We start from the raw sequence: 25,903 nt of genomic DNA, 5'->3' as shown, positions 1-25,903 counted from the left end.
CAGGCTAATTTTTTTAAACTATCGGTGTTGGTTTTCTTTCGTAAAAGTATTTGTTTAGAGATACTCTGAGCACAATGAATATTAAAGAAGATTAAGATTCAGGCTTAGAAAGTCTTTTATCAATCAGGTACAGAACAATTCCAAACGCTACAATTCCGAGCCCGATAACACTTTCTCTGGGATTATGAATAAATGTAAAATACAATATGTAAATACTGAACAATAAGAAAACCGTAGGGAAAATATAAAACAGATCCGACTTAAAAATCTTCCGGTCTTTCTTTTTCAGAAAGAAAACCGTAGATACTGAAAGACTCGCAAACAGCTGTAATAAAAAAGCAGTATATACAAAAATTTCTTTAAAAGTCCCGGTAAGAATAATTAAGATAGCAATGACGGTATGGGCAAAAATAGCACGTACCGGAATTCCTTTTTTGTTATTAACAGACAACGTTTTCCACAGATGATTTTCTTTTGCAAAAGCCTGAGTAAGTCTCGAACCTACCCATAAATATCCGCTGATCGTTGCCACCAGCTGCAATGCAATAAAAATATTCACCACCTTTCCAAAGCTTAGTCCAAGCATATTATTAGCTGCTTTGTCCATCACGTCTTCTTTGCCGACCAGCTGATCCAGAGACGCATGTTTTAGCATAATATAGTTAATTAAAACATAGCAAACCGTCACAAAAACAGTTCCTATAATTAAAGATTTCGGCAAGTTTTTCTGAACGTCTTTAATTTCCCCTGCAATATAAGAAGCTGAGTTCCATCCCGTATAAGAATAGGTCACAAAAACCAATGAAGTAGCAAACGCCGGCAGCATCATTTCTTTCTGCCAGCCTTCTCCAAAACTAAGACTGTTTCCCGTTTCAGGACCTGAAAGCACAACTCCCAAAATAATCAGGACGATAACAAAAGCGACTTTGATAAAGGTGAAAAAATTATGAAATTTACTCGATGATTTTAAGCTAAACGACAAAGACATCGATACCAAAATAATAATCGCTATCGAAAAGCCTGTTCCGAAAGTATAATCAAAAACAGAAAGATATTTCGACATTGCCAGCGCAGCCAAAGCTACTGGAGACGAAAAGCCGATAATCAGAGAAACCCAACTGACCAGATAGCCCAGAATAGGATGGTATGTTTCTTTTAAATAAAGATAATCGCCTCCGTTACCTTTAAAATGAGAGCCCAATTCGGCATAACAAAAAGCACCAAATAAGGCCAACATCCCACCAATAATCCAGAGTAAAAATATACTGTAGGTGTTTGTAATATCTACCAGCTGAAATCCTAAGGTCGTAAAAATTCCGGTACCAATCATACTCGAAACAACAATAGCAACGGCAGTTTTCCAGCCGATCTGATGTGAAGGCGCACTCATTATTCAGATTTTAAAAATAAAAAATGAGGCATCGAAACGCGCATTCGGATCATTATGTTTTCAAAAATTTTATTGATCATCATTCAGCTTTACTAAAAATTAAAATTAAGTCTTCCGAAGAAATAACTTCCCAATGTTCCCATCTGAACTGGCGCATATTTAAATACTCCATAATATGAATTTTCATAAATCTGTAAATCCGGAAATACATCGAACACATTATTTGCTCCGACGGTCAAGTTAACATTTTTTGTAAGATTATACCCTACACTTACATCCGTTACCACTTTGGGAGCAAATTCCTGAACTCCGCCAAACGGATATCCATCCCTCGTCACTTTTCCAAAATATGTATTTCTTACCAGAAAATTAAATTTCCCGATTCCATAATTCAGACCTAATGTCGCTTTTGTTTTCGGAGATAATGTTTCGATTATATTGACCTGGTCCGGTCCGAAAAACTCTTCCTGAGGCGTCTGTAAGTTTGCGGGAAAATGGAAATCCGTAATTTTTGTTTCCGTATAATTTCCGGCAAGGTTCACATTTAAGTTTCCTTTTCCTAATTTCCAGTCGTAAGAAACTACAAGATCTACTCCTTTTGTCTCTGTATCAATAGCATTGGCAAAAAACCTTGCGCTTTCAACTTCATTTCCAACACCTACAATATCCGGATTTTTTAATCGGTCATCAGTAATATTACTTGTGATGACAATTCGATCTTTCACTTTAATCAAATATCCATCTAAAGTTATAAATAATCCTTTTGCAGGTTTTAAAGTAAATCCTACACTTCCGTTGACAGACGTCTCCTGTTTTAATTTATCAAAACCAAGAACCTGAGCGGCTTTACTATCATTGGTAAAAATCCCTTTTGTAACAATCCCATTTCCGTCTGTAGCAATGTCAGCATAAGAATTATTAAAATATTGCTGTTGCAAGGAAGGTGCCCTGAAACCAGTTCCCACAGAACCACGAATAGCATAATTTTTCAGAAATTCATATCTGATAGCCAGCTTTCCGTTCAGTGTACTTCCAAAATCTGAATAATTTTCAAATCTTGCGGCGGCATCGATATTCAACTTTTTATCTAAATCATAAGAAACATCTGCATACACCGCTGTCGAATTTCTGGATTTTCTCAAAGCATTCTCTGGCGAAAAACCAATGAAAGACTGAGCACCACCATTGCCTTCTACTGTAGCTCCCGGCACCGCTATATTACCGTTCACATCATATCTCGCATAGGAAGCTTCTTCTCCTGCTTTGATTTCATATTGTTCAAATCTGAATTCACCACCAAAAGCAATATTAAACTTATTAAGGTTCTTAGACACATCAAGATTAATTGTATTCTGAAGGAAATTATGGGCACCGGCATAGAAACTTGTCGGAGACTTTGAACCTAATGAAGCATTCACGGTATTACTTACATCATAATTGAAGGTATTGCTTCCAAAAGTATTGCTTAAATCAAACAGCCAGTTATTAACATCATATTTCGCTCCTACAGCATAAGAAAAATCATACACCTTAGAGCCTAAAGTAGGTTGAAACCCATTTGGATAAATGGATTCTACAATATTTGATTTTTCATTAGGAAGCCTTCTGAATCCGAAACCCTGTCCTTCTTTTATACTGAAACCTCCGAAAGAGTAGATTTTGAACTGATCATTGACAGGATATTCTGAATTAAAAAATAACTGAGCCTGCTTTATCTGGGCATCTCCGATCTGGAAATTAAAATCATCCCGCGTTAACCCGTTTTGAGCAATCAAAGCATCATCATCAGCTCGTGCTTTATCCGGATTATCCGCAAAATCATATGCAAAATTATCTCCGTAAATATCCAGGTTATGGTTCTGGGTTCTTGTTGTTTTTCCACGGTAGTTCAGCTGAAGAGAAAGGTTGATATAACTTTTATCTTTTCCTAATGAAGCTCCGTAGTTAACACCTCCCTGATAAGTTTCACCATCATTTCTCCCTGTAATTCCATAATTGAGGCTGGCAGAAGCGCCTATATTTTTTTTAAGAATAATGTTAATAACTCCGGCAATAGCATCAGAACCATATTGAGCTGCAGCTCCGTCTCTCAAAACCTCTATCCTGTCGATCGCAATCACAGGAATAGTGCTTAAATCCGTTCCTACAGATCCATTTCCTACAGTATTCTGATAATTGACTAATGAAGTCGTATGGCGTCTTTTACCATTGACCAGAACTAAAACCTGATCGGGACCCATCCCTCGCAGCGTCACCGGATCAATATGTTCGGTGCCGTCAGAAGCCGATTGTCTGACAGAATTAAAGGATGGAATGACATAATTTAAGAGATCCTGAACCGTTGTCTGTGGTGCAGACTGCTGAATTTTTTCAATATTGATGACATCTACCGGAACAGGAGTTTCCAGTTTTGTTCTTTTAACATTTCGGTTACCGACAATGACTACATCTTCAATTTGTTTTTCTTTTTCCTGTTCCTGAGCCGATACGAAAACCGCTCCAAGCAATAATACAGATATGCTTAGTTTTTTCATCTTTTGTTTTTTGCAAAATTAATAATATACCCGAACGGACAAAACCCGCCAACAAAGATTGTTCAAGAAATGGAATAAATATAAGAATATTGACTTCACTTATCTTCCCCCAAACGGGTTGGAATTAGCACCTTTACATCTATGAATGGTGTCGGTTGCTAAGGTTTCACAGGGCCAAATCCCTCCACCTTTCTTGATAAATCTACTGCAAAGGTAGACTAATAATTTTATATAGCAAAAAATATCAATTTTCCGGATATATTCATCGTTTTTCTGATTGTGAATAACTTGTGGATAAGCTGTTAGTTGCCTATTAGCAGCTTGTGAATTGCTTATTAATAAGTATAAATCATTAAAAATTTTCAACTTTAAAATCGTGGATAACCTATGGAAAACTTCTTAATAAGCTATTAATAAGACATGGATAAACCATCATTTACATGCGGATAAATCTGTGAATAAAGTATTGAAAAAATATTAATAACGCGTGGATAAGCCTATCTTCCGCTGCGGATAAAATATGGACAAACAAAAAAGAGATCACTCGCATGACCTCTTTCATCTTTAATCCGCAGACTTATCCACAGTTTATTTTACAATCATTTTCTGAATCGAAACCCCTGTATCTGATTTTAAATGAACCAAATAGATTCCAGTAGGATAATTTATCTTCATTTCATAAGTCCCGTTTTCATGGGTAAGCTTAAACGAGTCCATTTTTTTTCCGCTTATATCATAAATTACAATCTCTCCATTCTTTACTTTATGGTAGATTAATTTTGCTGAACCATTTTTCACCGGGTTATCCACAATCTGAATCGATAACTTATTGCCCACATTTTCATCTATTGTGGATAAAGTAGAAGAATTATTCCCAAAAATTCTGAATTCGCCTGGCTGAAGTGTAATCGGAGCCGTAGTTGAAGTAATGTCAGAAACCGTATTATCCATTAAATTTTTCCATTGGCCTGCATACGGAAAATAAGGAACTACATTTTGCGATGAGGTATTGTAATTCGCCAGTACCACAACGTTTTTCACACCATTAATCATGTTATCATATACATAAATCCTGGTAATCAGACCGTTCGGATCGTTCGCCAGATTATTAGACTCTACAGTATAGGTTTTAGATTTAAATACGGGATACGTGTTTCTAAGGTTAATAATTTGTGCCCAGGTATCGTACACCGACTTTCTATTGACATTGGTATCATATCCTAATGTGAAAGCAACCGGCTTTTCATCAGTTCTGCAACCGTTATTTACAGATCCGTCCGCACACCTGTTGATGCTGAATTCATATCCAAGCTCCCCAAACTGCCAAATCATTTTAGGTCCGGGAATCGTAAAGAAAGTTGCTCCAAAGGTTTTCATTCTGGAAAGCGCCGTATTAAGATCTTTTACACTATAAGGTCCGTTTACAGCACCATATTCAAGGTTTTTAAACATCAACCTTTCCTCATCATGACTTTCTCCATAGCCTACAGCATGCATATTTGTAAAGCCGTGCAATGCATGACTCATTCTGTCATAATTGCTATTCTCCTTATATCCCATGGTATTTTGATTATAAGGTTCCGTCTGTTTATTCCAAAGCATCACCCCTTTTCCTTCTGCAATTCTGTAATTCGCCCACTCCTGCTCTTCCTGATCCGTTCCCAAATGTTCAAAAATCATATAAGAATTAGGATCAATAGCCCATTGTCTGTCTGCATAATATTTTAAGATCTCTACCCTGTCCTGCTGATAAGCATTCGTACAAGCCTCATCGCTTTCAGAGCAGTTTTGCGTAAAGCCTTTAGTCAGATCCCAACGGAAACCATCAATCTTATATTCCGTCAACCACTGTTTCAGGCATCTTTCAACGTAATACTTAGTTGAATAACTGGTATGGTTAAAATCATTGAAAACATTGTATGAATGCTTCGGAACCGTATTAAAATAAGGATTATCTGAAGCCACATCTCCATAGCCATCTCCATCAGGGTCTACATTCCAAAGCCTCACCAGAGGAGAACGGCCTGTAGCATGATTAAAAGCCACATCAAGAATCACAGCAATACCATTCTGATGGCAAAGATCAACAAACTCTTTAAATTTTTCCGGTGTTCCGTACGCCTTATCCAATGCATAATGGAAAGATGTATTGTAACCCCATGAAAGATTTCCCTCAAACTCCATAATAGGAAGAAGCTCAATGGCATTGATATTTAATCCTTTTAAATAAGTGATTTTATTAATCAGCGACTGCCAGTTTTTTTCCTGGGTAAAATCTCTTAATAACAACTCATACACTACCAGATTATCCTTCGGAGGTCTCTGGAAGCTGGTTATCTGCCAGTTATAAGGAGTCTGGCCCGTTTTGAACATTGAAACTTCAAATTCCTGCCCTGCCGGAAACTGGGGCAGATTCGGATAAGTAGCCTGTGAAATCCACTGATCATCATAAGAAGATAAGATCTGTGGTGAATAAGGATCTGCAACTTTTTTCAGATCATTTGTTCTGTATTGAAATGTATACAGCTGTTGAGGAGTCAGCCCCGACAGTTCCAACCAGTACAAATCTGGATTTGCAGTGTCTTTTTTCATCAGATAAGCATCATTCACCGCCCAGTTATTAAAACTTCCGATTATATGAACGAAATTTTTAGATGGAGCATATAATGCCAGTCCAACTTTTGTATTATCTGTAGGATGGTAATTTATTCCTTGTTTAATCCAAGCCGGAACTGCTTCAGAAACAACACTTCGTGGAACCTGCAGGATAAATGTCGAATTTTTGGAAGTTGACCCCTGGGTAGCAATCAACTCCATATTAGCATCTTCCGTGACGGTATAATTATAAGAATAAGAAGCAGACGGTGTGGTTGTTGAATTAACAACCGTTCCGTTAGCTTTAAGCTGGAAAGTAGCATTCACATTCGTCGTAGCAGTGACTGCAATTGAGCTTCCCGCAGGAACTGAAGTCAGACTGTTGGCCGCAGGATTGGTCATATTTAAAGTTAGCACTCCTACATTCACAAAAATATCCGGAGAGGTCTGATGAGCCCCTGTTTTATCTTTTAATAAAAATCCAAACCTCCCGATTCCGGTTCTTGCATAGAAAGCAGCAGGTGTAAATGTTAATGAATAAGTGTCCGTGACAGAATTATAGGCTAGCTTATTAACCTCACTGGAACTGTTCCAACTCCCATTGGTAGGACAATCCTGACTGTTCTGATAATTAGCATCCAACGACCACGACCAAAAGTAAATCGCATTATTCGAAACTCCCCATGCCGACTCATCAATTTGACTGCCTGGCACAGAAAGAGTAATCTGATCCGTCTCATTGAACGGATTGGGTGTAATTGTATAACTAATCTGCCCAAAGGCCAGAGTCATGATAAACAATAAAACACCGAAATAAAATTTCTTCATAAAATTTTGCTTTTTCAGTTAGTATCTATACGAATGTAGTTTATTTTTTGAAAAATATTAATTTTTTTAGCCAAAAACCATTATGTAAACATCTATATATTATGCGACAACGATCACTTTTCGCATGAAGCCATGTCTATTTCACCGTGTATTTTGCCCTCTTCACCTATTCTATCATTTCATACAGTAAATAGCCACACTACCTTTGGATCATCAATTAAAAAAACAATATAAAATCTTAATAATTATGATCCAGAATATCTTACCTCAGCATTATTTTTCTCTCAAAAAATATGTAATCAGCACTATCGTGCTTATACTTCTCAGCATCGGATCTGTGAAGGCTCAAAACACAGAAAATTCATTAGGAAAACTAAAACAGATTGACGCAGGCGTTCTCAATATCGGATACACCGAGGCAGGTCCTTCAACCGGAACTCCAGTAATTCTGCTTCACGGATGGCCTTATGATATTCACAGTTATGAAGAAGTAGTTCCTTTATTAACCGCAAAAGGATACAGAGTAATCACTCCTTATTTAAGAGGATCCGGGACAACCCGTTTTCTTTCTGAAAAAACAATGAGAAACGGTCAGCAGGCAGCAGTAGCAAGTGATATTATCGCTCTGATGGATGCTCTTAAAATTAAAAAAGCCATTATCGGCGGTTTTGACTGGGGAGCAAGAACGGCAGATGTGATGGCTGCTCTCTGGCCTGAACGCGTACAAGGTTTAGTTTCAGTAAGCGGATATTTAATTACCAACCTAGAAGCCAATAAAAAACCTCTTCTTCCCTCAGCAGAACTGGGATGGTGGTACCAATACTATTTTTCAACCGAACGCGGCTTGAAAGGGTATGCTGACAATACGTACGATTTCAATAAACTTATTTGGAAAACAGCGTCCCCCACATGGAATTTTGATACAGAAACTTATAACAGAACAGCAGAATCTTTCAAAAATCCTGATCATGTAGCTATTGTTATTCACAATTATCGCTGGAGACTATCACTGGCCAGTGGGGAAGCAAAATACGATCAAATGGAAAAGCTTTTATCGGCGAGACCTGCCATCAAAGTTCCTACCATAACCATAAGCAGTGATTTTGACGGAGCTGCTATCGACGGGAAGGCATATGCAGATAAATTTACAGGAAAATATTCACATAAAATTTTAAAAGGAATCGGACATAATGTTCCTCAGGAAGATCCTAAAGCATTCGCAGACGCAATTATCGAAGTCGACGGCTATTCAAAAAAGTAGGTACAGGAAGCCGGAAATACTATCAATCTCATTAAATAAAGCAAGGAAAATACTATCAACAATTTAAAATATTTACATCATGGAAGATACAAACATTTCAGAAGCAGAAAAAGTGTTATATACCGGAAAAACCCGCACAACAGGAGGTCGTGAAGGAGCATCAGAAAGCTCTGACGGAAATCTCAACATCAAACTTTCAACACCTGGAGGAACTGAACCAGGAACCAATCCGGAGCAGCTTTTTGCGGCAGGATGGTCAGCCTGTTACATAGGGGCATTGGGAATCGCTGCCAGAAAATTAAGAATTAAGCTGCCTGCAGAAACTTTTGTTGACGCCGAAGTAGATCTCTGCATAGAAGATGATGCTTATTTTTTACAAGCCCGTCTTAATGTAAGTATTCCGAATATTGACAAAAAGACTGTAAGACTTTTAACAGAAGAGGCACACCGCACATGTCCTTATTCTAAAGCCACTCGCGGAAATATCAATGTAAAAATTAGTATCCTTTAAAATTCAGCTTATATTTTCTCAATAAAAAACCCGCAGTGTAGACAAAACAAATTCTGGACGAAAATTGTTTACAATACACTGCGGGGACTTATATAATAAAAAAATGAATCAATCTCTATTCTTCACCAGAATCCAGCCGTTGAATTTCACTTCAGTTTTGTATTTTGAATCTTCGTCCCACCTCAGTTCATACCAATAGGTTTGCGTAGGAACTTTTCTTCCCTGAATTGTTCCGTCCCATTTATAATTATTGAATTTGGTGCCATCAAAAATTTGGTTTCCATATCGGTCTGAAACAGTAAACCGAAGATTCTTTTTATATCCTAGAGCAGAATAATCAATCACGTCATTATAGCCGTCTCCATTAGGAGTAATGACATTAACCAAACCGGGAACCGTTACCGTTATCCGAACTGGCTCGCAGCTGTAAGCATCTCTTACATAAAAAGTATTTTCGCCTCTTGTCAATCCGGAAAATACATTTGAATCCTGCCACTGAATACCATCCAAAGAATATTGATAAGCCGGTTGTCCTCCTTTAACCTCAACTGTAGCCGTTTTACTGTCAATATGAATTTCTTTAACCACAGGAGATTCTGCCGCATAAACTGTCACTTCCTGTCTCAATGTACATCCTCCACTGGTAAGATCAACCCAATAGGAGCCAACTCCTGCATTACTGACAGTCTGCGTTGTCGCTCCCGTACTCCAGAGATAACTCGTAAAACCCGCTCCGGCATCCAGTGTTGTACGGTCTTCGATACAGATTGTTTTATCTTTTAATATTGTTGAATACACTGGAGGAATCACAGTCAATGTTACTTTAGCAATACTTCCGCAGCCCTGTGCATTTAAAACTTTGACATAAGCAAACCCTGTTGTAGAAATATAAGCCGCAGGATTGGGTATTTCATTCGTTTCCGCAAGAGCATCATTGTAATTAGTAAAATACTTTTTAGAAATTCCCGTTGCTGATGTAACCGAAGCCGTTGTTAAGTTGAACGTTCCGGTAGAAATATCACCGGCATTAAAACAAATTCTCAAAGCCGCGTCTGTCACAGCAGGAACCGGATAAAAAGTCAGTGTTATTTTCGCGATTCCTACACAACCGGTTGAAGTATTAATTTTAACAAAAACATCTCCCTGAACCGATGAATAAGCCGCAGGATTGGTAATTTCACTTGTTCCTGCATTCAGAGCTGCCAATGTGGGATAATACTGCTTGGTAACATTGGTCAGCGTGGTCACATTAGCCTGCGTCAGATTAAACAAAGCCAGACCATTGATGGGGCAACCAAATAAAGCGGCATCTGTTTTCTGAACTGCTTTCGGCACTAAAATAATTCTGGCATCAGGATTATCACAAAAAGTTCCGCTGTTATCTCTCACCGTAACATTCACTGTTGTATTTGCCGTGAACTGAAAATTGGCAGGATTGGAAATCACAGTCCCGTTTACAGCATAAGTAAAAGTATAATTGCCCGGGTTATTTACAAACTGAGCATTATATGAAGTAAGGTCAGTAGAAACAATACCAGTCAATGCATTTGGACAGGTTTCAGCAGGCGTTACCGTAGCCTGGAGCAAAGGAACTTTATCTACATAAATCTTTACATTTTTAATGGAATGCCTTGCACTTGCAGCTCCTGTAGAAGCTGAAAATCCAAAATATCCCTGCGTCATATTTACAGCTCCACCTGTCGAGGTAAACGATTGCACAACAACCGTTGTATTATCAATTTTTATAGTAATGTTCCAGATTGCCGTGTTATTCGGATCTATTTCTCCATTCACCTCGACATGTCTGTAGCTGGCTCCTACAAAAGGAATCGTAGAAATAAGATCCGGCGTATGATAGGTACTTCCGGCAGTATTGTTAAACTCAATATTTCCTCCGGTAGGATTGGTTCCGTACAATACATGAACTTTACTCATCTGACCTTCTGTGCTGTTATTAAAAATATCAAAAGCAACCATCAGACCGCTTGCATTACCAGGAATTCCCAATCCGCCACCCTGAACATACGCAGCCGGAGGGTTAGCCAAATACCAAAATGCAAAACCATCCCCTCTTCCATAGCTTGTTGTTCCGTTTCCGTCTATTCTGAAATCAAACTCCACTTTCCATTTATCACAGTATTTCAGATTGATAGGATCATCAAGCTTAATTCCTCCTACCTGACTGATCTGATCTCCCGTAAGCTGGATAAAATCAGTATTTACGGTAGCAGAAGGAACTAAACTCCATCCCGTCGTATTCACCGGGTTTCCGGATAACTGGTAAGTTTGAGCATTGAAATTGCCACAGACACATAATAAAACAACTAAAATTGTTAGTAAAAACTTTTTCATAATATATTTTATCTAAATCAGGGAAAAACAAAAGGCTTTACACTAATAAAGCCTTTTTGTTCATCAATCAAATGTTTATGGACATTAGTTTTTAATAATTTTCTTAGAGAATGTCTGCCCGTTCTTTAATTTTAATTCTACAATGTAAATTCCTTTTGGAAGTCCCTGCATATCAATCTGGTTATCAGAAATTCTAACGTTTATTTTTTGACCTACAATATTGGTAACATTTACATTTTCTACTTTAGAATCTGCTTTAATGTTCAGAATACCATTTGTTGGATTTGGATAAATTCCGATGGTATTTAATTTAATATCTGATGTACTTAATGAGGTCGTTTCCTTAATACATCTTATTGCTGCCCCCTGTCCTCTCGGTGCTCCGGAAGAAGGATTGGCAAGCGTGCTTCCGATGTATAAATATTTTCCTCCTGTACTGGCCGTATCTGCACTCCAGTAATAGCCTCTCTGGTCAACAAAAGTAAATCCTCCCGTTGTATTGCTTCTATATCCTGAAGCCGGCATTTTTAATGTACTGGCATATGCTGATGCAGGATTCATGATTGTTTCAGAGCCTACCAACAATGTCCAGTCTGCCTGAGATGGCATCTTCCAATCCTGTCCGACTGCTTTACAAGGATCTGCTCCGATTGCTGTTGTTACCGCTGTATTATCTTTTGCAGTCCACGCATCACTTGTTGCATTAGTTGCCCACCAAGAGCTCGAACCTGTTCCGATAACAAAAGAGCTGCTGCCTGCCAGACCATCTGGTGAGTTTGGAGATGGCGCTGATGATGTCGCCGAGTTTCTCAACTGGTGACCATCGTCCCATCTTCCCCACTGGAATAAGTCTCCATAAGAATCTGCATCCGTCATAGCTGTTGCTACTTTTGAGCTTCCTAAGTTCTGCTGTAACCAGATTTTCCCATCACCACCTCTTACCGTAGTATAAGAAACCGACTGCCCTCTGTATGTAAATGTAACACATCCTAAATCCCCCGGATTGCTTCCCGGATCGTTATTATTACATGTATTTTGAGATGAATTTGTAATCGCAATTCTCTTTACTTTTGTTCCTGACTGTGAATAAGCCAGCACCAGATAATTATTGGCATTATCAATAGCAATATCATTATAAGTTGCCTGTCCGTCTGACACGAAAGCTCCTCCGAAAGTTGCCCAGTTCTGAGTTGCCGTATCAAATTTATAAACCATATTTTTCAACAGGTTGTCATTTTCCCAACGGCTTGCCGCTACATAAGGCTGACCAGATGGGGTAACAGCAATAGATACATGCTGCACTTTTCCGTCTGAAAAATTAGCCGCCCCTAACTGCACCCAAGATGTTCCGTCAAACTTTTTAACATTTAATTTTTGTCCGCCTGCAGAATTGGAAACATAGGCAACATAAATATTATTATTAGCGTCAAGAGCAATGTCACAATTATACTGCTCCGAATTAGAAGCGGCATCCACGATGCTTCCCCCTACTAAAGTCCAGTTATCTGAAGAACCTGCCGTTGTTAGGTTTTCGTAAACTCTTAATCCGCTTGAAATATTACATGTATATACTTTACCATTTGTTCCTATTGCCATTTCTGCATACGATGCACCACTTGAAAATCCTTTATTTCCAACCTGCTCCCAGACTCCGTTTACATAACGCATCACCGTTCCGGAGTCCTGACCACCAAATGTAAACAACACATTGGAAGGTGAAACTGCCGAAGCATGATAATTTATCGAAGTATTGGTTGCATTGGGCAACTGATTCCAAGCCGTCCCGTTGAACTGTCGAACCTCCATTCCGGATCCCGGATATCCCAACTGATTAGTATAATAAATATTTCCCAAGCCGTCAATAGACAGAGAATTGAAAGTAGCCGTACCCGTTGTGATTCCTGCCGAACCGCCTACATAAGACCATGCAGCTCCGTCAAAAGTCTGAACAGAACCTTTAGCTACCGATGTATCATAATAAGAAAGATAATATTTTCCCGCTGTATTTACTACAAGATTATTGTAGCTGCTGCCTCCCGCTGAAACCGTTTGCACGCCTCCAACATCTTCCCATTGCTGGGCATATGCAAAACTCCCCGCGATGGTCAGCAATCCTAATCCTGCACCAATTTTTCGCATCGCAAAATGTAAATGTTCGAACATAACTAATATTATTTTTATTTATTCTAAATTATATTTAATTTTGCGCAAAAATACTTCACATTATTAACCTCAAGTTATCATTTTCAAACTTTTTGTTATCCTATGCGAAGCTTTTATTTCAATTTGTACCATGCCCGTAAAACGTTTCGTATGAAGAATCAATCTAAAAAAGGATTATTGTTCAGGTCTGAAGATATCAAAATCTTAATGCAGGAAGACTCATGCCCTGAAAATATATCGAAATCAAATATGATTGAAGGCAAGTCGAGCTTTAATCTGCTTTTTTTGCTGAGTCCGAATATAAATCTGGAAGCTCATGACTGCGGAACTAAATTTTCATTTAAAAAAAATCAGTATATACTTCATTACTCCCCCGAAGAAAGTACCGCAGAACTTTGGGCGGAAAATCAGGAAGTTTTAAAATATCTTCAGGTTCAAATCAATTACCAGTATATTTTTAACCTGATCAATCCAGAATCTAATAAAGAAAATGCTGATATTCTGGAAGGTATGATTAAAAACAATTATATTTTTCTTCACAAAGAAACCCCTCCGGATATGACCGTAGAAATGCATATGATTCTCAGAGAAATCATCAGTTATTCTAAAAAGGGGGTCATGCAGAAGTTATTTATAGAAGCTAAAGTGATTAAACTTCTCATTCTTATTTTTGAGCAGTTTAACGAAAAAAATATGATAGATGCCACCCCAAAAGCACCATCCATCATTAAAAAATTCATTGACGAAAATTACCATAAGAATATTAAAGCTGAAGAAATCGGGAAATTAATCGGTATCAATCAAAATAAAATCCGGAAAGAATTCAAAGCCCATTATCACATTACAGTAACCGATTATATTTTTGAGCTGAGAATGCTGAAGGCAAAAAAACTGATCATCGATAAAAATATGATGATCAAAGAAATAGCCATCGAATGCGGATACGAATATGTACAAAATTTTACCCGGGCATTTAAGAAAAAATTCGGCGTATCTCCAGAAAAATTAAGAACTGAATAAATAAAAAAAACCACCTAATAAATTAAGTGGTTTCGTATATGTTGTTTTGCTTTGATATTACTTTTTCAGAATTCAGGTGAAAAAGCAATGACAATCAATTAATGATGTCCGTGACTATCGTGACCGTGGTCATGAATAAAAGGACCGTGACCTTTAGGCTCGTTGTAGATAACTTCCACACCTTCCTGCTCATAGATCATTTTGCTTCTAATCTGCTCAGGATCAAAAGGTTTTACTTTTCCGAAATATTCTTTTAAACCTTCTGTCAACCACATTGGGATTACCAACCCGAAGAACATAAAGATACACCAGAATCCCACTAGGAACATCGTTACAAAGAAGATCGTCCATAGGAACTGGTAAAACGGCCAAAATGCTGATAAAATCGTTATCATTTTCTTAAAGATTTTAGGCAAAAATAGGACTTTTTATTTTTTTACACAAAAGATACAAGTCCTATTTTGTAATTTATTTTGATTTTAATTAAAAAGACAAAAAGATGATAGACGGATAGATAATAGATGGCTTACTCTTTTTGTCTATTTTCTATCTTTCTTAATGCGCAAGATTTGCGAAGAAATCGTTCCCTTTATCATCTGTAATGATGAATGCAGGGAAATCTTTTACTTCAATTTTTCTTACTGCTTCCATTCCTAATTCCGGAAAGTCCACCACCTCAACAGACAAAATATTGTCTTTTGCCAGGATGGCAGCGGGTCCGCCGATTGAACCAAGATAAAAGCCTCCATATTTTCCACAAGCATTGGTTACATCTGCTGTTCTATTTCCTTTTGCCAGCATCACCATACTTCCGCCGTGACTCTGGAATTCATCCACATAAACGTCCATTCTTCCTGCCGTTGTAGGTCCGAAACTTCCTGAAGCCATTCCTTCCGGAGTTTTCGCAGGTCCCGCATAATAAATCGGGTGGTTTTTGAAATATTCCGGCATTGGCTGTCCTGCATCCAACAGTTCTTTGATTTTTGCGTGAGCAATATCTCTTGCAACGATCAACGTTCCGTTTAATTTTAATCTTGTTTTGATCGGATATTTAGAAAGTTCTGCCTGAATTTCAGACATCGGCTGATTTAAATTAATCTCAACTGCTTCTTCCAAATGTGGCGGTGTAGCAGGTAAAAATCTTTTAGGGTTCTGCTCCAGCTGCTCCAGGAAAATTCCTTCTTTTGTAATTTTTCCTTTAATATTTCTGTCTGCCGAACAGGAAACTCCCATTCCCACAGGACAAGAAGCCGCGTGACGAGGAAGTCTGATTACCCGAACATCGTGTGTCAAATATTTTCCTCCAAACTGAGCCCCAATAGAACTTTCCTGACAGATTTTCTGAACTTTTGCCTCCCATTCAAGGTCTCTGAAAGCTTGACCTGCTTCGTTTCCTTCTGTCGGAAGGTTATCGTAATATTTTGCTGATGCTTTTTTTACCGCTGCCAGATTCGCTTCAGCGGAAGTTCCACCGATAACCAAAGCCAAGTGATAAGGCGGGCAGGCAGCTGTTCCCAAATCTGAAATTCTTTCTTTTACGAAAGCTTCCAAAGATTTTTCGTTCAGTAAAGATTTTGTTTTCTGATAAAGAAAAGTTTTGTTGGCAGAACCGCCTCCTTTTGTTAAAAATAAAAATTCGTAATAATCTCCTTTTTTAGCATAAATATCAATCTGTGCAGGAAGATTTGAACCCGAGTTTTTTTCATCAAACATCGTCAAAGGAACCACCTGAGAATATCTTAAGTTTCTTTTTTGGTAGGTATTGTATATTCCTTTACTTAAATATTCACCATCATCTACTCCAGTGTAAACATTTTCCCCTTTTTTACCCATTACAATCGCTGTTCCTGTATCCTGACAAGAAGGTAAAGCTCCTTCCGCAGCCACCGCAGCATTCTGTAACAAGTTATAAGCAACGAATCTGTCGTTATCTGTAGCTTCAGGATCATCAATGATTTTTCTAAGACTTTCCAGGTGCGAAGAACGAAGCATGAAAGAAACATCTGCCATCGCTTCTTCAGCCAATAGCTCAAGCCCCTTCGGATCTACCGTTAAGATTTCTCTGTCTCCTAATTGTTCAATTTTTACATAATCTGATGTAAGCTTCTTATACACCGTATCATCTTTCTGAATCGGATACGGATCCTGATATCTAAATTCCATTTCAATTTTTTCTTGGTGCAAAAATACGGCTTACACAAAAAAACATGAGCAAAATCAGTGATTTAGATTGATATTTATAATGATTATAAATTGTGAGGTTTTTGATTATTGAGTAATTTTATAATCTAAGATTGAGGTTAAGATTTAGGTTAAAAATTTTATCTTAAACTAAGCCTCCATCTTAACCTTAAATACTAAATAAAAATTTCAATCACAATGAATTACAGAATAGAAAAAGACACCATGGGTGAAGTGCAGGTTCCTGCTGATAAGTTTTGGGGCGCGCAGACAGAACGTTCAAGAAACAATTTCAAAATCGGACCTGAAGGTTCGATGCCGCACGAAATTATCGAAGCTTTTGCTTATTTAAAAAAAGCAGCAGCCTTCACCAATACCGATTTGGGAGTTCTTCCTGCCGAAAAAAGAGATATGATCGCAAAAGTATGTGAAGAAATTCTTGAAGGAAAGCTGAATGATCAATTTCCTTTGGTGATCTGGCAAACCGGTTCGGGAACACAGTCTAATATGAATGTAAATGAAGTGGTTTCCAACAGGGCTCACGTAAACAATGGCGGGACTTTGGGCGATAAATCGGAAATTCATCCAAATGACGATGTCAATAAATCTCAATCTTCCAACGATACCTATCCTACGGCAATGCATATCGCTGCTTACAAAAAAGTAGTGGAAACTACAATTCCTGCAGTTGAAAAACTAAGAGATACTTTAGCTGAAAAATCAGCTGCGTTTAAAGATATCGTTAAAATCGGAAGAACCCATTTAATGGATGCAACACCTTTGACTCTAGGTCAGGAATTTTCAGGATATGTGGCTCAACTGAATTACGGAATTAGAGCATTAAAAAATACATTACCTCATCTTTCTGAATTGGCATTGGGAGGAACGGCAGTTGGCACAGGATTAAATACACCCCAGGGATATGATGTAAAAGTGGCGGAATATATTTCAAAATTCACCAATCTTCCTTTTGTAACCGCAGAAAATAAATTCGAAGCATTGGCTGCGCATGATGCTATTGTAGAAACTCACGGAGCTTTAAAACAACTGGCAGTCTCTTTATATAAAATCGCTCAGGATATAAGGTTAATGGCTTCAGGACCTCGCTCCGGAATCGGAGAAATTCATATTCCGGAAAATGAACCGGGATCATCCATTATGCCCGGAAAAGTGAATCCTACACAAAACGAAGCAATGACAATGGTGTGTGCCCAGGTTTTAGGAAATGACACTACTATTTCATTTGCAGGAACTCAGGGAAATTATGAACTTAATGTTTTCAAGCCCGTGATGGCTTACAACTTCCTGCAATCTGCCCAGCTGATTGCTGATGCATGCATCTCATTTAATGATCACTGTGCTGTGGGAATCGAGCCGAACCATGAGAGAATCCAAGAACTTGTTGATAAATCTCTGATGCTGGTAACAGCCTTGAATACACATATCGGCTATGAAAATGCGGCGAAAATTGCAAAAACTGCTCATAAAAACGGAACAACTTTAAAACAAGAAGCTGTAAATCTTGGACTTTTAACTGCCGAACAGTTTGATGAGTGGGTAAAACCTGAAGACATGGTCGGAAGTCTGAAATAATGATTTAAAATAAATTATAGATTAAATGTTAGAAAGCCTCAGAGAAATTCTGAGGTTTTCTATTTTCATAACGATCTCCTTATGATTTTTATGATAACATTTTTTTAGAGTTAAAATTTTTCATACTTTAGTGATTAATTACAAAACATTATGAAAAATCTAAAGAAAATCACAAGACAAAATCTGAAGCAGGTTTTAGGAGGCCATACCTGTCCCGGAAACTTAATCCACCTTACATGGAATGGGTATCATGCCTGCTGTATCACGCCTCCTCCAGGTGGAAACCCTTGCAACGGAACATCATGTCTGATTCCTGTTGATATGTGTGACGGAGGTCTTAACTAATTAACAGATCAATAAAATTCAAAAACAGGAAAAGGCCGGAACATAAATTTTCCGGCCTTTCATCAATTGATCTATGAATGTTAAATTGTATCTAATTTGGCTTCTGAAAGAATTTTATGGCTTTCTGAATATTTTTGTCTAATAGCAAATCATCGAAATTATCTCCTTTTGAAACACTAATGTCCGGAACGATTCTCTCGTAATATATTCCATTTCTGTCACTGTTATAAGAACTCGTTAAAGCCATATCAAAATCAAAAGGTAATTTTACCTGCATATTTCCTGTGGTATAGCCCAGTGTCGTTTCTCCGATTAATAAAGTATTCGGTCTGCCTCTGAATGCTAGAGCTGTTATTTCTCCGGAACTTGCAGTCATCAATCCGGTAATCACAGACACTTTTGCATTATCCAGCAATTCTCCTTTGGGATTTATATAAGATAATTTTTTAGAATTATAAATATATGTCCCATTTGACAGCTTCATTTTATCTGTCGGCTTTTTGTTCACATCTAGAGATCCCCAGACGACATTATTACCCAGAAAATCATACAAGGCCAGAAGCATCGGCTCAGAATTTCCACCGGTATTAAAACGCAAATCTACAATCCAGCCTTCCAGTTTATTCTTAGCTTTTAATTCTGTTATCTGGTCATATAAAGGTTGTGCTATTTTATGAGTATTTTCTGGGGTCTGATCAATATAAGCTATTTTTGGCATCAGAATATATCCATATTTTCCGTCGATTACTTTGACTTCAAAACCTGGCTTAGTACTATTTTTTCTCTTCCATTGTTCGCTAAACTGATCACCTAAAGGGATATTTGCAGCCAATGAATATCTTTTATTACCTTTAAATACAGTACAATGAGTTGCATCGATTTTGCCAAATAAAACTTTTATCTCGTCTAAAGAATTTTTAAAACTATTATACTTTTTTAAATTCTCTTTAGTATCAGATTCAACAGATTTCCAGTCAACCGATTTCCTAAGAAGATAGGCTTTTTTTAAATTGAAAAACAATTGATTATAGAACACATTAATGCTGTCTTGTGATGTTTTCGCCTTTTGTGCATTCAGATGAACCGACATTCCCAGAATAGAAAACAGAATGAGTATGCTTTTACCTTTGTTTCTCAAAATCATTTCAATATCAATATTAAGTTCATGGCTTTCGGATAAAATATTGAAAGGTCTACCACCAAAGCGATGCCCCAAAAATCAATGCTTTATCATTTTCAAAATTTCCGCTTTTAAAGAAATTTCCAAAATCCTTTTTCACGAAAATACTAAAATCATTGTAAGAAACAGTGAACTGACCACCATAAATAAAAGGGCTCACCTCATAATTACTTCTTTCCCTATCACTTATTCCTTCACCTTTTACAATATTGTTGGTAGACATTTTTACACCTCCGTAAACATTTGCGCCTACTTTAAATCCTTTTTGATAGTCTCTGTATTGAATGTCCATTCCAGCATTCTTCAATCTTGAAAAATTATACTGCAGTCCTAAAGGAACAACGATATATCCTGTTCTCAATTTACTTTTCTCTAAACCTTTTTCATAATTAGCTAAGACAACATCTGAGTTGGCATCTTTTGAAAAATACATATTATTATCAATACTTAATGTTCTCCAAGAGAAACCAATACCGGTAATCAATCCTAACGGACTTGTTCTGCTAAACTGATAGTTAAACTTTAAGCCAAATTCAAAATTTCCTGCATACTTTAAATTTTTATCTAAAGTGTTATCCGTTTTATTGTTGGTAAGTGTCATAATTCCGTAAGAAATATATCCACTTAAATCTTTTGTCGGTCTGAATTTTTTCAACAAGTTTGCTTTCAGTTCCTCATTGGAAGTTACATCAGAGTTCAACAATGAATATCTTACCTGCTTTTGAATCACCGTATCCAGATCAAATCCCAGATCTTCAATTCTCTGATCTATTTTTTCAGAAAAACGATCCGCAATCATTGATTTTTGCTTATCAAATTCTGCTTTATCAAGATTTTTTGCCTGAAGGGTAAGCAGTTCAGCTTCCATCATTTTCTTTTCCTCCTGAATGATTGCGTCTATTTTTTTTGCGTACTCATCCACTTTTTCCTTTACAATCGGGCTTACCTCTGTATCTTCTTTAGACTGCAGATTGAGTAATGGTTTTCTTTGTGCATACACTGATGTGGAAACTAGGCATACGAATCCCATCATGATAATTTTCTTAATCATATTATTAATTTTTTATTTGTTAAACAGATTATTTATCTTCCGTTAAGATCAACGGTAGCAACATTGCTTTCTTTGGTTTTTTCAATCACATCCTTATGCTCTACTGAGAAAAGCAAAGTAGCAGGATCTACATATTTTTTTCTTTTAGCCGGAATCTTGGACGTATCTTTTGACTGAGCCATAATTTTTTCGGCGGGAGCCAATACTTTAGGCGTTTCAGGAACAATCACCTGAGCTTCTTCTTTTTTGGGAAGTTCTTTTGTCTGTTCTGCTAAAACTTCAGGCGTTTGAGGAATTTCACTGGTAACCTTAGCTGAAACTGTTTTATTTTTCTGAATTACATTTTTTTCTGCGTAAACAGGTTCAGAAGTTCTATTCTCCGTAGATTTTTCTGAAACTTTTTCCTGAAAAGGCTGTTCTTTAACTTCAGCAATCTCTACATTCTGAGTCGTATTCTTTTCCGAAGAATTTGAAAAAAGGATAACCCACAATCCGAAAGCCAGAACAACACACGCTGCAGCCAAAAGCCAGCTTCTATTTGACTTGGAATTTGCAGTCTCTTTCTGCAATTCTATTTCAGACCAAAGATCTCGTGAAGGAGCAATCTCTCTTTCTTCAATCTGCTGTCTGATCTTGTCTTCTAAATTATCTTTGAGCGTGTTCATTTTTCATTGTTTTTTGTTGTTGAAGATAAAGCACTCTTAACTTCTCTTTTGCACGAAACAGCTGCGTTTTGCTTACCGCCGTCGAAATTTGCAGCGTATCGGAAATTTCCTGGTGTGAATAGCCTTCCAAAACATAAAGGTTAAAAACCATTCTGTAAGCATCCGGAAGCTGATCCAAAAGTTCCTGAGCATTAAAATCATAGACAATTTCTTCCTCCTGAACCTCCACCATAAAAGACGGATTGATGTCATCGATATAAAAAACAGTCTTATGCGTCTTTATAAAATTCAGACATTCATTCACTACGATTCTTCTTGCCCAGCCTTCAAAATTACCTTCACCACGAAAACTTTCGACATGCTTGAAAATTTTACAGAAAGCTTTGATAACGCAGTCTTCAGCCTGATACAGATCACTGATGTAGCTCTTCCCTACACTCAGAAATTTCTTAACGTTCTGCTCATAAAAAATTTTCTGAGCGGCCGGGTCCTGTTTCTTAAGACGGCTTATCAAATCTTCTTTTTTATTTCCGAACAAAATTTTCATTCTTAAAACTGTTTCTATTGTAAAGACAACAAAAATTGAAAAAGGTTACACAAAAAAATATTTTTTAGAAAAAAAAGCAATTTATATTGCTTATCTGTTTAAAATTCAACATTCCTGTTGTCGTCTAATAGAAATATAACACACTCATTTTAAATAAAATAAATTTCAATCCCTATAGTATAACAAACATGATGTTAAAAACTTTTCATTTACATTAAAAAAGACAGAAAAATTTCTGTCTTTATATTTTATCCTGAAAAATCATCCAGCATATTTCTGGTCGGGACAAAGAAAAGACTTCCTGTAACTGCTGTACTGAAATCTAAAATCCGATCATAATTTCCGACAGGATTACCAATGAACATATTCGTCAGCATCTTTTTTGTTGTGGAAAATGTATTTGCGTAAGAAATAAAATAGGTTCCAAATTCTCCTGCTGAAGGACTTCCAAAAGGCATATTATCTCTTACAATTTTTAATTCTTCGCCATTTTCACCTTCGATATTGGCTAATGCGATATGAGAATTTGATGGTTTTACATCATCAGACATTTCAATATCATTTTCTTTTGATCTTCCGATTACTTTTTCCTGATCCTCCGTGGACAGACTTCGCCACGCATTCATATTGTGAAGGTATTTTTGAGTAAAAAGATAACTTCCTCCTTTATAAACCTCATCTTCATCACCAATTTTAGCGAAAAAATCACGGTCTTCATTGTGCGGATTCTCCGTTCCGTCTACAAACCCGAGAATTGAACGGTCATCCCAATATTTAAAGCCATGAATTTCCAGAACGCTTTCTGCAACAGGAGCTAATAATTTTGAAATTTCAACAGCCATGTCGAAAATAATACTTTTATCATCGGCTCTCAGATGAAAATGCAGATCTCCTGGCGTAGACACGGCAGTATGTTTCTCACCCTTAATCTCCTCAAAATTAACCAGCTCTTTGGGAAGAGGCTCGGGAAGTTCCAGTTTTTTCCAGGCTTCATATCCGATTCCCATTACACAGCTTGATCTGCTGTCTGGAAATCTATTAAAAGCTGAGTTATTGAGATTCAATACCAAAGCGCACAATTGTTGAAAGGTCTCCTTCAACTTCAGATCATCCATCAGTCTCCAAACCATAAAAATGGTATTGCTGTTAGGATAATCGGTGACATTTTGGGATTCTATATTCATCATTATTCGTTTTTAAATTAAAGTGTAATATCCAAACCTTACAGGTTTAATTTTTTTTAATCAATTATTTCAATTCACCCATATCTGCAGTTTCTGCTGGCTTAGAAACCTGATCCGCAAAATATTGTTCCAGATCTTTCAATGTTTCCGGATTGGTTTGGATATCTTTTACGAGCAGGCCTTTATTCACGACTACAATTCTGTTGCAAACTTCTGTTGTATGCGAAAGATCATGGCTGGAGATCAAAAAAGTCACGCCATCATGTTTTGACAGTTCTTTAATTAAATTCTTCAGTTTAATCTGAGTAGAAGGGTCCAGATTAGCAAAAGGTTCATCCAGAATAATAATTTCAGGATTTCCGATAATTGCTCCAACGATGCCTACTTTTTTCTGATTTCCTTTTGAAAGATCTCTAACATATTTTCCCGAATTTAAAATTTCTCCATTAAAAAGATCATGAAACTGCTTTAAAAATTCATCCACAGAAGCTTTATTCTGACCTCTCAACTCTCCGATGAAATAAAAATATTCTTCCGGAGTAAGATATCCTATTAAAAAAGTATCGTCTACAAAGGCCGAAACTTTCTTTTTCCAGTCTTCGGATTCATTTACTTTTATTCCTTCAATACTTACCGAACCTGTTGTTGGCTGAATAAGATCAAGCATCAAGCTAAAAAGCGTTGTTTTTCCGGCACCATTGTTTCCTACCAGTCCAAAAGTTTCTCCGTTCGGAATTTCAAGATTTTCGATATTGAGAACAGTCGCTGTTCCGTATGTTTTTGATAAATTGTTTATAGTGATCATATTAGTCTTTGTTTTTGAATGCTTCCAGTGTACTGTATTTCTCTACTTTATAATGCTTTACGATGATATCGAAGATTCTTTCTCTTAATAAAAACCCGACCAATCCCATGATTGCGACACTTATAACTCCGGCAGTAATTCCAAAAAAATGTTGTACAATCCCGAAAACACCCATTGGTAAAAACATTTTAGGGATCAGGAGCAATAAAGATTTTATGTTAAAGCTATTTTTCTGCCCGAATCTTTTTTCCTTGGAATTTAAATCGATCTGCATTTTATTAAAAGCTCCGGACCACAATGTAAACTGAGAATTAACTCCAATATTATAAATTCCCGCTGCAAAGAAAGTCACATACATTTCCCAGCCAAAATAAGCATAACAAACCGCCAAAACCATAGATGCTGCCGTTACAATATTCATCAGCCACCATTTTGCTTTTAAATATTCTTTGTAAGGAACATTCAGCGTCATCATCAAAGGATAATACGAGCTGTCGAATGCTGGAACTCTCTGCCCAAACAGAAACTGAAATCCTCCCGTCACAAATAATCCCATAAACATGGTCATTGCAGGAGTTTTATATATCGGAGAAGAAAACATCAGCATCCCATAGAACAAAAACAACACACTTCCCAATAAAATCCCTTTTGTAACTTTATTTCGTTTCAACATTTTGATATCGTTATTGATGAACGTTCCTATTGCTCCATATTTATTCAGGAAAGCAATATTTTCTGTTTTACCAACTGTTTTCTTAGCTTCCAGACCCTGATCAAGATAAAATACCTTCCGTACATGGTTAAAACAAATCTTCCACAAGCCCGCGAACACTACGATCGAAATAACTGCGAAGTAAGGTCTTTCATAAAAATTAAAGAAGAATCTTTCTGAATATTCCAGTACCGGCACTATTTCGTAATAGTTAAGTGCTGCAACAACAGCGAAAATACAGCCAATAACAATGGCTACTGTTTCTTTATCATTAAAAAGTATATTGATAAAATTATTGAGATAAAACAATAAAGACACACCAATAAGCCAGGTTATAACCCCCACAGGATCATAACCGTTAAAGAGCGCAATCCCCGAAAAAGTAATAAAAAACAGAGAATTCAGCCAGCTGAAAGCAGACAGAAAAGTCTTGCTCAGCATGTAATTCACCAATGTTTTCTTAGGTATGTTTAAAGTAAGAAATGGCTTAATATTCTGCGTTGGCATTTCCTGCCACATATATTTTAAAATCAGATCAACTGCCCAGGCTGCAATTAAAAATTTAGAAACAATTTTTAAAGGATTTTCGTGCATCTCTTCCTGAATATAAAAAAATGCAATAAATGCACCCGCAATCAAACATCCCATGAAATAAAGAATCCCGATAAACCGAAAAATCTTCATTGCCAGATTGATTCCTAAAGAGCTGCCCCGAAAAAAACTTTTGAATTCTAATCTGAGGAATTTTAAAAACATAGTTATCTTTTTTACATTAGTAAGGATATAGCAAAGTATGTTACACATTTTTAATTAAAATCCAGCTAAAAAAGATAATTTTTGTTTTATCAATCCTCAACAAGCTTTTGATGACATCATGTAGGAACAGACTTAAAACATTAATTAAAAATTCTAATTAATTTCATAACAATATTATATTCATCAAACTAAATGAGATCGGATGGATCATTTAAGCCTGCCAGACTGAA

19 protein-coding genes and 1 riboswitch are annotated in these 25,903 nt (G+C 36.9%); of the genes, 5 read left to right on the top strand and 14 right to left on the bottom strand.

Going from position 1 to position 25,903, the window contains the following annotated elements; genetic code table 11:
- Positions 1 to 91 precede the first annotated feature (91 nt).
- The 3 genes from M2373_RS08930 to M2373_RS08920 form a co-directional block, all read right to left on the bottom strand.
- The gene (locus tag M2373_RS08930; RefSeq protein WP_259109731.1) at positions 92 to 1,390 is read right to left on the bottom strand and encodes an APC family permease; all 1,299 of its coding nucleotides are present in this window, start codon (positions 1,388 to 1,390) and stop codon (positions 92 to 94) included.
- A 92-nt stretch (positions 1,391 to 1,482) separates the two neighbouring features.
- Positions 1,483 to 3,924, bottom strand: coding sequence for a TonB-dependent siderophore receptor (locus tag M2373_RS08925; RefSeq protein WP_259109729.1), 2,442 nt, complete (start codon positions 3,922 to 3,924; stop codon positions 1,483 to 1,485).
- Between the two features lie 96 nt (positions 3,925 to 4,020).
- Positions 4,021 to 4,127, bottom strand: a riboswitch (SAM riboswitch).
- Positions 4,128 to 4,512: 385 nt separating this feature from the next.
- Positions 4,513 to 7,347, bottom strand: coding sequence for an alpha-amylase family glycosyl hydrolase (locus M2373_RS08920; protein WP_259109726.1), 2,835 nt, complete (start codon positions 7,345 to 7,347; stop codon positions 4,513 to 4,515).
- A 247-nt stretch (positions 7,348 to 7,594) separates the two neighbouring features.
- On the opposite strand from M2373_RS08920, the gene M2373_RS08915 reads away from it, so the two are divergent.
- Both M2373_RS08915 and M2373_RS08910 read left to right on the top strand, forming a co-directional pair.
- Positions 7,595 to 8,608 (top strand): alpha/beta fold hydrolase, encoded by a 1,014-nt coding sequence (locus tag M2373_RS08915; protein WP_259109723.1) that lies wholly within the window; start codon positions 7,595 to 7,597, stop codon positions 8,606 to 8,608.
- Positions 8,609 to 8,687: 79 nt separating this feature from the next.
- Complete coding sequence (locus tag M2373_RS08910) at positions 8,688 to 9,119, top strand: organic hydroperoxide resistance protein (RefSeq protein WP_259109720.1); 432 nt, start codon at positions 8,688 to 8,690, stop codon at positions 9,117 to 9,119.
- Positions 9,120 to 9,227: 108 nt separating this feature from the next.
- Here M2373_RS08910 and M2373_RS08905 read toward each other — a convergent pair whose 3' ends face one another.
- Both M2373_RS08905 and M2373_RS08900 read right to left on the bottom strand, forming a co-directional pair.
- Positions 9,228 to 11,471, bottom strand: a complete 2,244-nt coding sequence (locus M2373_RS08905) for a T9SS type B sorting domain-containing protein (protein WP_259109718.1) — start codon at positions 11,469 to 11,471, stop codon at positions 9,228 to 9,230.
- An 84-nt stretch (positions 11,472 to 11,555) separates the two neighbouring features.
- Positions 11,556 to 13,634, bottom strand: a complete 2,079-nt coding sequence (locus M2373_RS08900) for a T9SS type A sorting domain-containing protein (protein ID WP_259109715.1) — start codon at positions 13,632 to 13,634, stop codon at positions 11,556 to 11,558.
- A gap of 150 nt (positions 13,635 to 13,784) precedes the next feature.
- On the opposite strand from M2373_RS08900, the gene M2373_RS08895 reads away from it, so the two are divergent.
- Entirely contained in the window at positions 13,785 to 14,654 is an 870-nt protein-coding gene (locus tag M2373_RS08895; protein WP_259109713.1) for a helix-turn-helix transcriptional regulator, read from the top strand.
- A 98-nt stretch (positions 14,655 to 14,752) separates the two neighbouring features.
- Here M2373_RS08895 and M2373_RS08890 read toward each other — a convergent pair whose 3' ends face one another.
- The gene (locus tag M2373_RS08890; protein ID WP_259109710.1) at positions 14,753 to 15,049 is read right to left on the bottom strand and encodes a hypothetical protein; all 297 of its coding nucleotides are present in this window, start codon (positions 15,047 to 15,049) and stop codon (positions 14,753 to 14,755) included.
- A 160-nt stretch (positions 15,050 to 15,209) separates the two neighbouring features.
- Positions 15,210 to 16,817, bottom strand: a complete 1,608-nt coding sequence (locus M2373_RS08885; protein WP_259109708.1) for a fumarate hydratase — start codon at positions 16,815 to 16,817, stop codon at positions 15,210 to 15,212.
- Positions 16,818 to 17,033: 216 nt separating this feature from the next.
- Here M2373_RS08885 and fumC point away from each other — a divergent pair, with 216 nt between their 5' ends.
- Both fumC and M2373_RS08875 read left to right on the top strand, forming a co-directional pair.
- On the top strand, positions 17,034 to 18,428 hold the full coding sequence (gene fumC, locus M2373_RS08880; RefSeq protein WP_259109705.1) for a class II fumarate hydratase: 1,395 nt from the start codon (positions 17,034 to 17,036) through the stop codon (positions 18,426 to 18,428).
- A 150-nt stretch (positions 18,429 to 18,578) separates the two neighbouring features.
- Positions 18,579 to 18,773 carry a bacteriocin-like protein gene (locus tag M2373_RS08875; RefSeq protein ID WP_259109704.1) on the top strand — a complete coding sequence of 65 codons (195 nt, stop codon included), beginning with the start codon at positions 18,579 to 18,581 and terminating at the stop codon, positions 18,771 to 18,773.
- Positions 18,774 to 18,864: 91 nt separating this feature from the next.
- On the opposite strand, the gene M2373_RS08870 is transcribed toward M2373_RS08875, so the two are convergent.
- The 7 genes from M2373_RS08870 to M2373_RS08840 form a co-directional block, all read right to left on the bottom strand.
- Complete coding sequence (locus tag M2373_RS08870) at positions 18,865 to 19,989, bottom strand: S41 family peptidase (protein WP_259109701.1); 1,125 nt, start codon at positions 19,987 to 19,989, stop codon at positions 18,865 to 18,867.
- On the bottom strand, positions 19,967 to 21,004 hold the full coding sequence (locus tag M2373_RS08865) for a PorT family protein (RefSeq protein ID WP_259109699.1): 1,038 nt from the start codon (positions 21,002 to 21,004) through the stop codon (positions 19,967 to 19,969). Before M2373_RS08865 ends, M2373_RS08870 begins: the two co-directional genes overlap by 23 nt.
- Before the next feature lie 32 nt (positions 21,005 to 21,036).
- A complete protein-coding gene (locus M2373_RS08860; RefSeq protein ID WP_259109696.1) occupies positions 21,037 to 21,669 on the bottom strand; it encodes a hypothetical protein in 633 nt (210 codons plus the stop codon).
- Positions 21,650 to 22,216 (bottom strand): RNA polymerase sigma factor, encoded by a 567-nt coding sequence (locus M2373_RS08855; RefSeq protein ID WP_259109693.1) that lies wholly within the window; start codon positions 22,214 to 22,216, stop codon positions 21,650 to 21,652. Before M2373_RS08855 ends, M2373_RS08860 begins: the two co-directional genes overlap by 20 nt.
- A gap of 248 nt (positions 22,217 to 22,464) precedes the next feature.
- Entirely contained in the window at positions 22,465 to 23,400 is a 936-nt protein-coding gene (locus tag M2373_RS08850; RefSeq protein WP_259109780.1) for a Dyp-type peroxidase, read from the bottom strand.
- A 64-nt stretch (positions 23,401 to 23,464) separates the two neighbouring features.
- The gene (locus tag M2373_RS08845; protein WP_259109691.1) at positions 23,465 to 24,205 is read right to left on the bottom strand and encodes an ABC transporter ATP-binding protein; all 741 of its coding nucleotides are present in this window, start codon (positions 24,203 to 24,205) and stop codon (positions 23,465 to 23,467) included.
- A gap of 1 nt (position 24,206) precedes the next feature.
- On the bottom strand, positions 24,207 to 25,673 hold the full coding sequence (locus M2373_RS08840; protein ID WP_259109689.1) for a DUF5687 family protein: 1,467 nt from the start codon (positions 25,671 to 25,673) through the stop codon (positions 24,207 to 24,209).
- Positions 25,674 to 25,903: the final 230 nt, after the last annotated feature.

Origin of the sequence: Chryseobacterium sp. JUb7 (assembly GCF_024806495.1) — a bacterium.
In the GTDB taxonomy this organism is placed as follows: Bacteria; Bacteroidota; Bacteroidia; order Flavobacteriales; family Weeksellaceae; genus Chryseobacterium.
Note: the sequence above shows the minus strand (reverse complement) of the source record. Positions and strands in the feature narration are given on the sequence as shown.

Excerpts from the sequence above, each read along its gene's own strand:
- M2373_RS08890 (WP_259109710.1), bottom strand. The coding sequence starts at position 15,049 with ATGATAACGATTTTATCAGCATTTTGGCCGTTTTACCAGTTCCTATGG.
- M2373_RS08855 (WP_259109693.1), bottom strand. The coding sequence starts at position 22,216 with ATGAAAATTTTGTTCGGAAATAAAAAAGAAGATTTGATAAGCCGTCTT.
- M2373_RS08895 (WP_259109713.1), top strand. The coding sequence starts at position 13,785 with ATGAAGAATCAATCTAAAAAAGGATTATTGTTCAGGTCTGAAGATATC.
- M2373_RS08905 (WP_259109718.1), bottom strand. The coding sequence starts at position 11,471 with ATGAAAAAGTTTTTACTAACAATTTTAGTTGTTTTATTATGTGTCTGT.
- M2373_RS08920 (WP_259109726.1), bottom strand. The coding sequence starts at position 7,347 with ATGAAGAAATTTTATTTCGGTGTTTTATTGTTTATCATGACTCTGGCC.
- M2373_RS08900 (WP_259109715.1), bottom strand. The coding sequence starts at position 13,634 with ATGTTCGAACATTTACATTTTGCGATGCGAAAAATTGGTGCAGGATTA.
- fumC (WP_259109705.1), top strand. The coding sequence starts at position 17,034 with ATGAATTACAGAATAGAAAAAGACACCATGGGTGAAGTGCAGGTTCCT.
- M2373_RS08925 (WP_259109729.1), bottom strand. The coding sequence starts at position 3,924 with ATGAAAAAACTAAGCATATCTGTATTATTGCTTGGAGCGGTTTTCGTA.
- M2373_RS08875 (WP_259109704.1), top strand. The coding sequence starts at position 18,579 with ATGAAAAATCTAAAGAAAATCACAAGACAAAATCTGAAGCAGGTTTTA.
- M2373_RS08850 (WP_259109780.1), bottom strand. The coding sequence starts at position 23,400 with ATGAATATAGAATCCCAAAATGTCACCGATTATCCTAACAGCAATACC.
- M2373_RS08930 (WP_259109731.1), bottom strand. The coding sequence starts at position 1,390 with ATGAGTGCGCCTTCACATCAGATCGGCTGGAAAACTGCCGTTGCTATT.
- M2373_RS08840 (WP_259109689.1), bottom strand. The coding sequence starts at position 25,673 with ATGTTTTTAAAATTCCTCAGATTAGAATTCAAAAGTTTTTTTCGGGGC.
- M2373_RS08915 (WP_259109723.1), top strand. The coding sequence starts at position 7,595 with ATGATCCAGAATATCTTACCTCAGCATTATTTTTCTCTCAAAAAATAT.
- M2373_RS08865 (WP_259109699.1), bottom strand. The coding sequence starts at position 21,004 with ATGATTAAGAAAATTATCATGATGGGATTCGTATGCCTAGTTTCCACA.
- M2373_RS08845 (WP_259109691.1), bottom strand. The coding sequence starts at position 24,205 with ATGATCACTATAAACAATTTATCAAAAACATACGGAACAGCGACTGTT.
- M2373_RS08885 (WP_259109708.1), bottom strand. The coding sequence starts at position 16,817 with ATGGAATTTAGATATCAGGATCCGTATCCGATTCAGAAAGATGATACG.
- M2373_RS08860 (WP_259109696.1), bottom strand. The coding sequence starts at position 21,669 with ATGAACACGCTCAAAGATAATTTAGAAGACAAGATCAGACAGCAGATT.
- M2373_RS08910 (WP_259109720.1), top strand. The coding sequence starts at position 8,688 with ATGGAAGATACAAACATTTCAGAAGCAGAAAAAGTGTTATATACCGGA.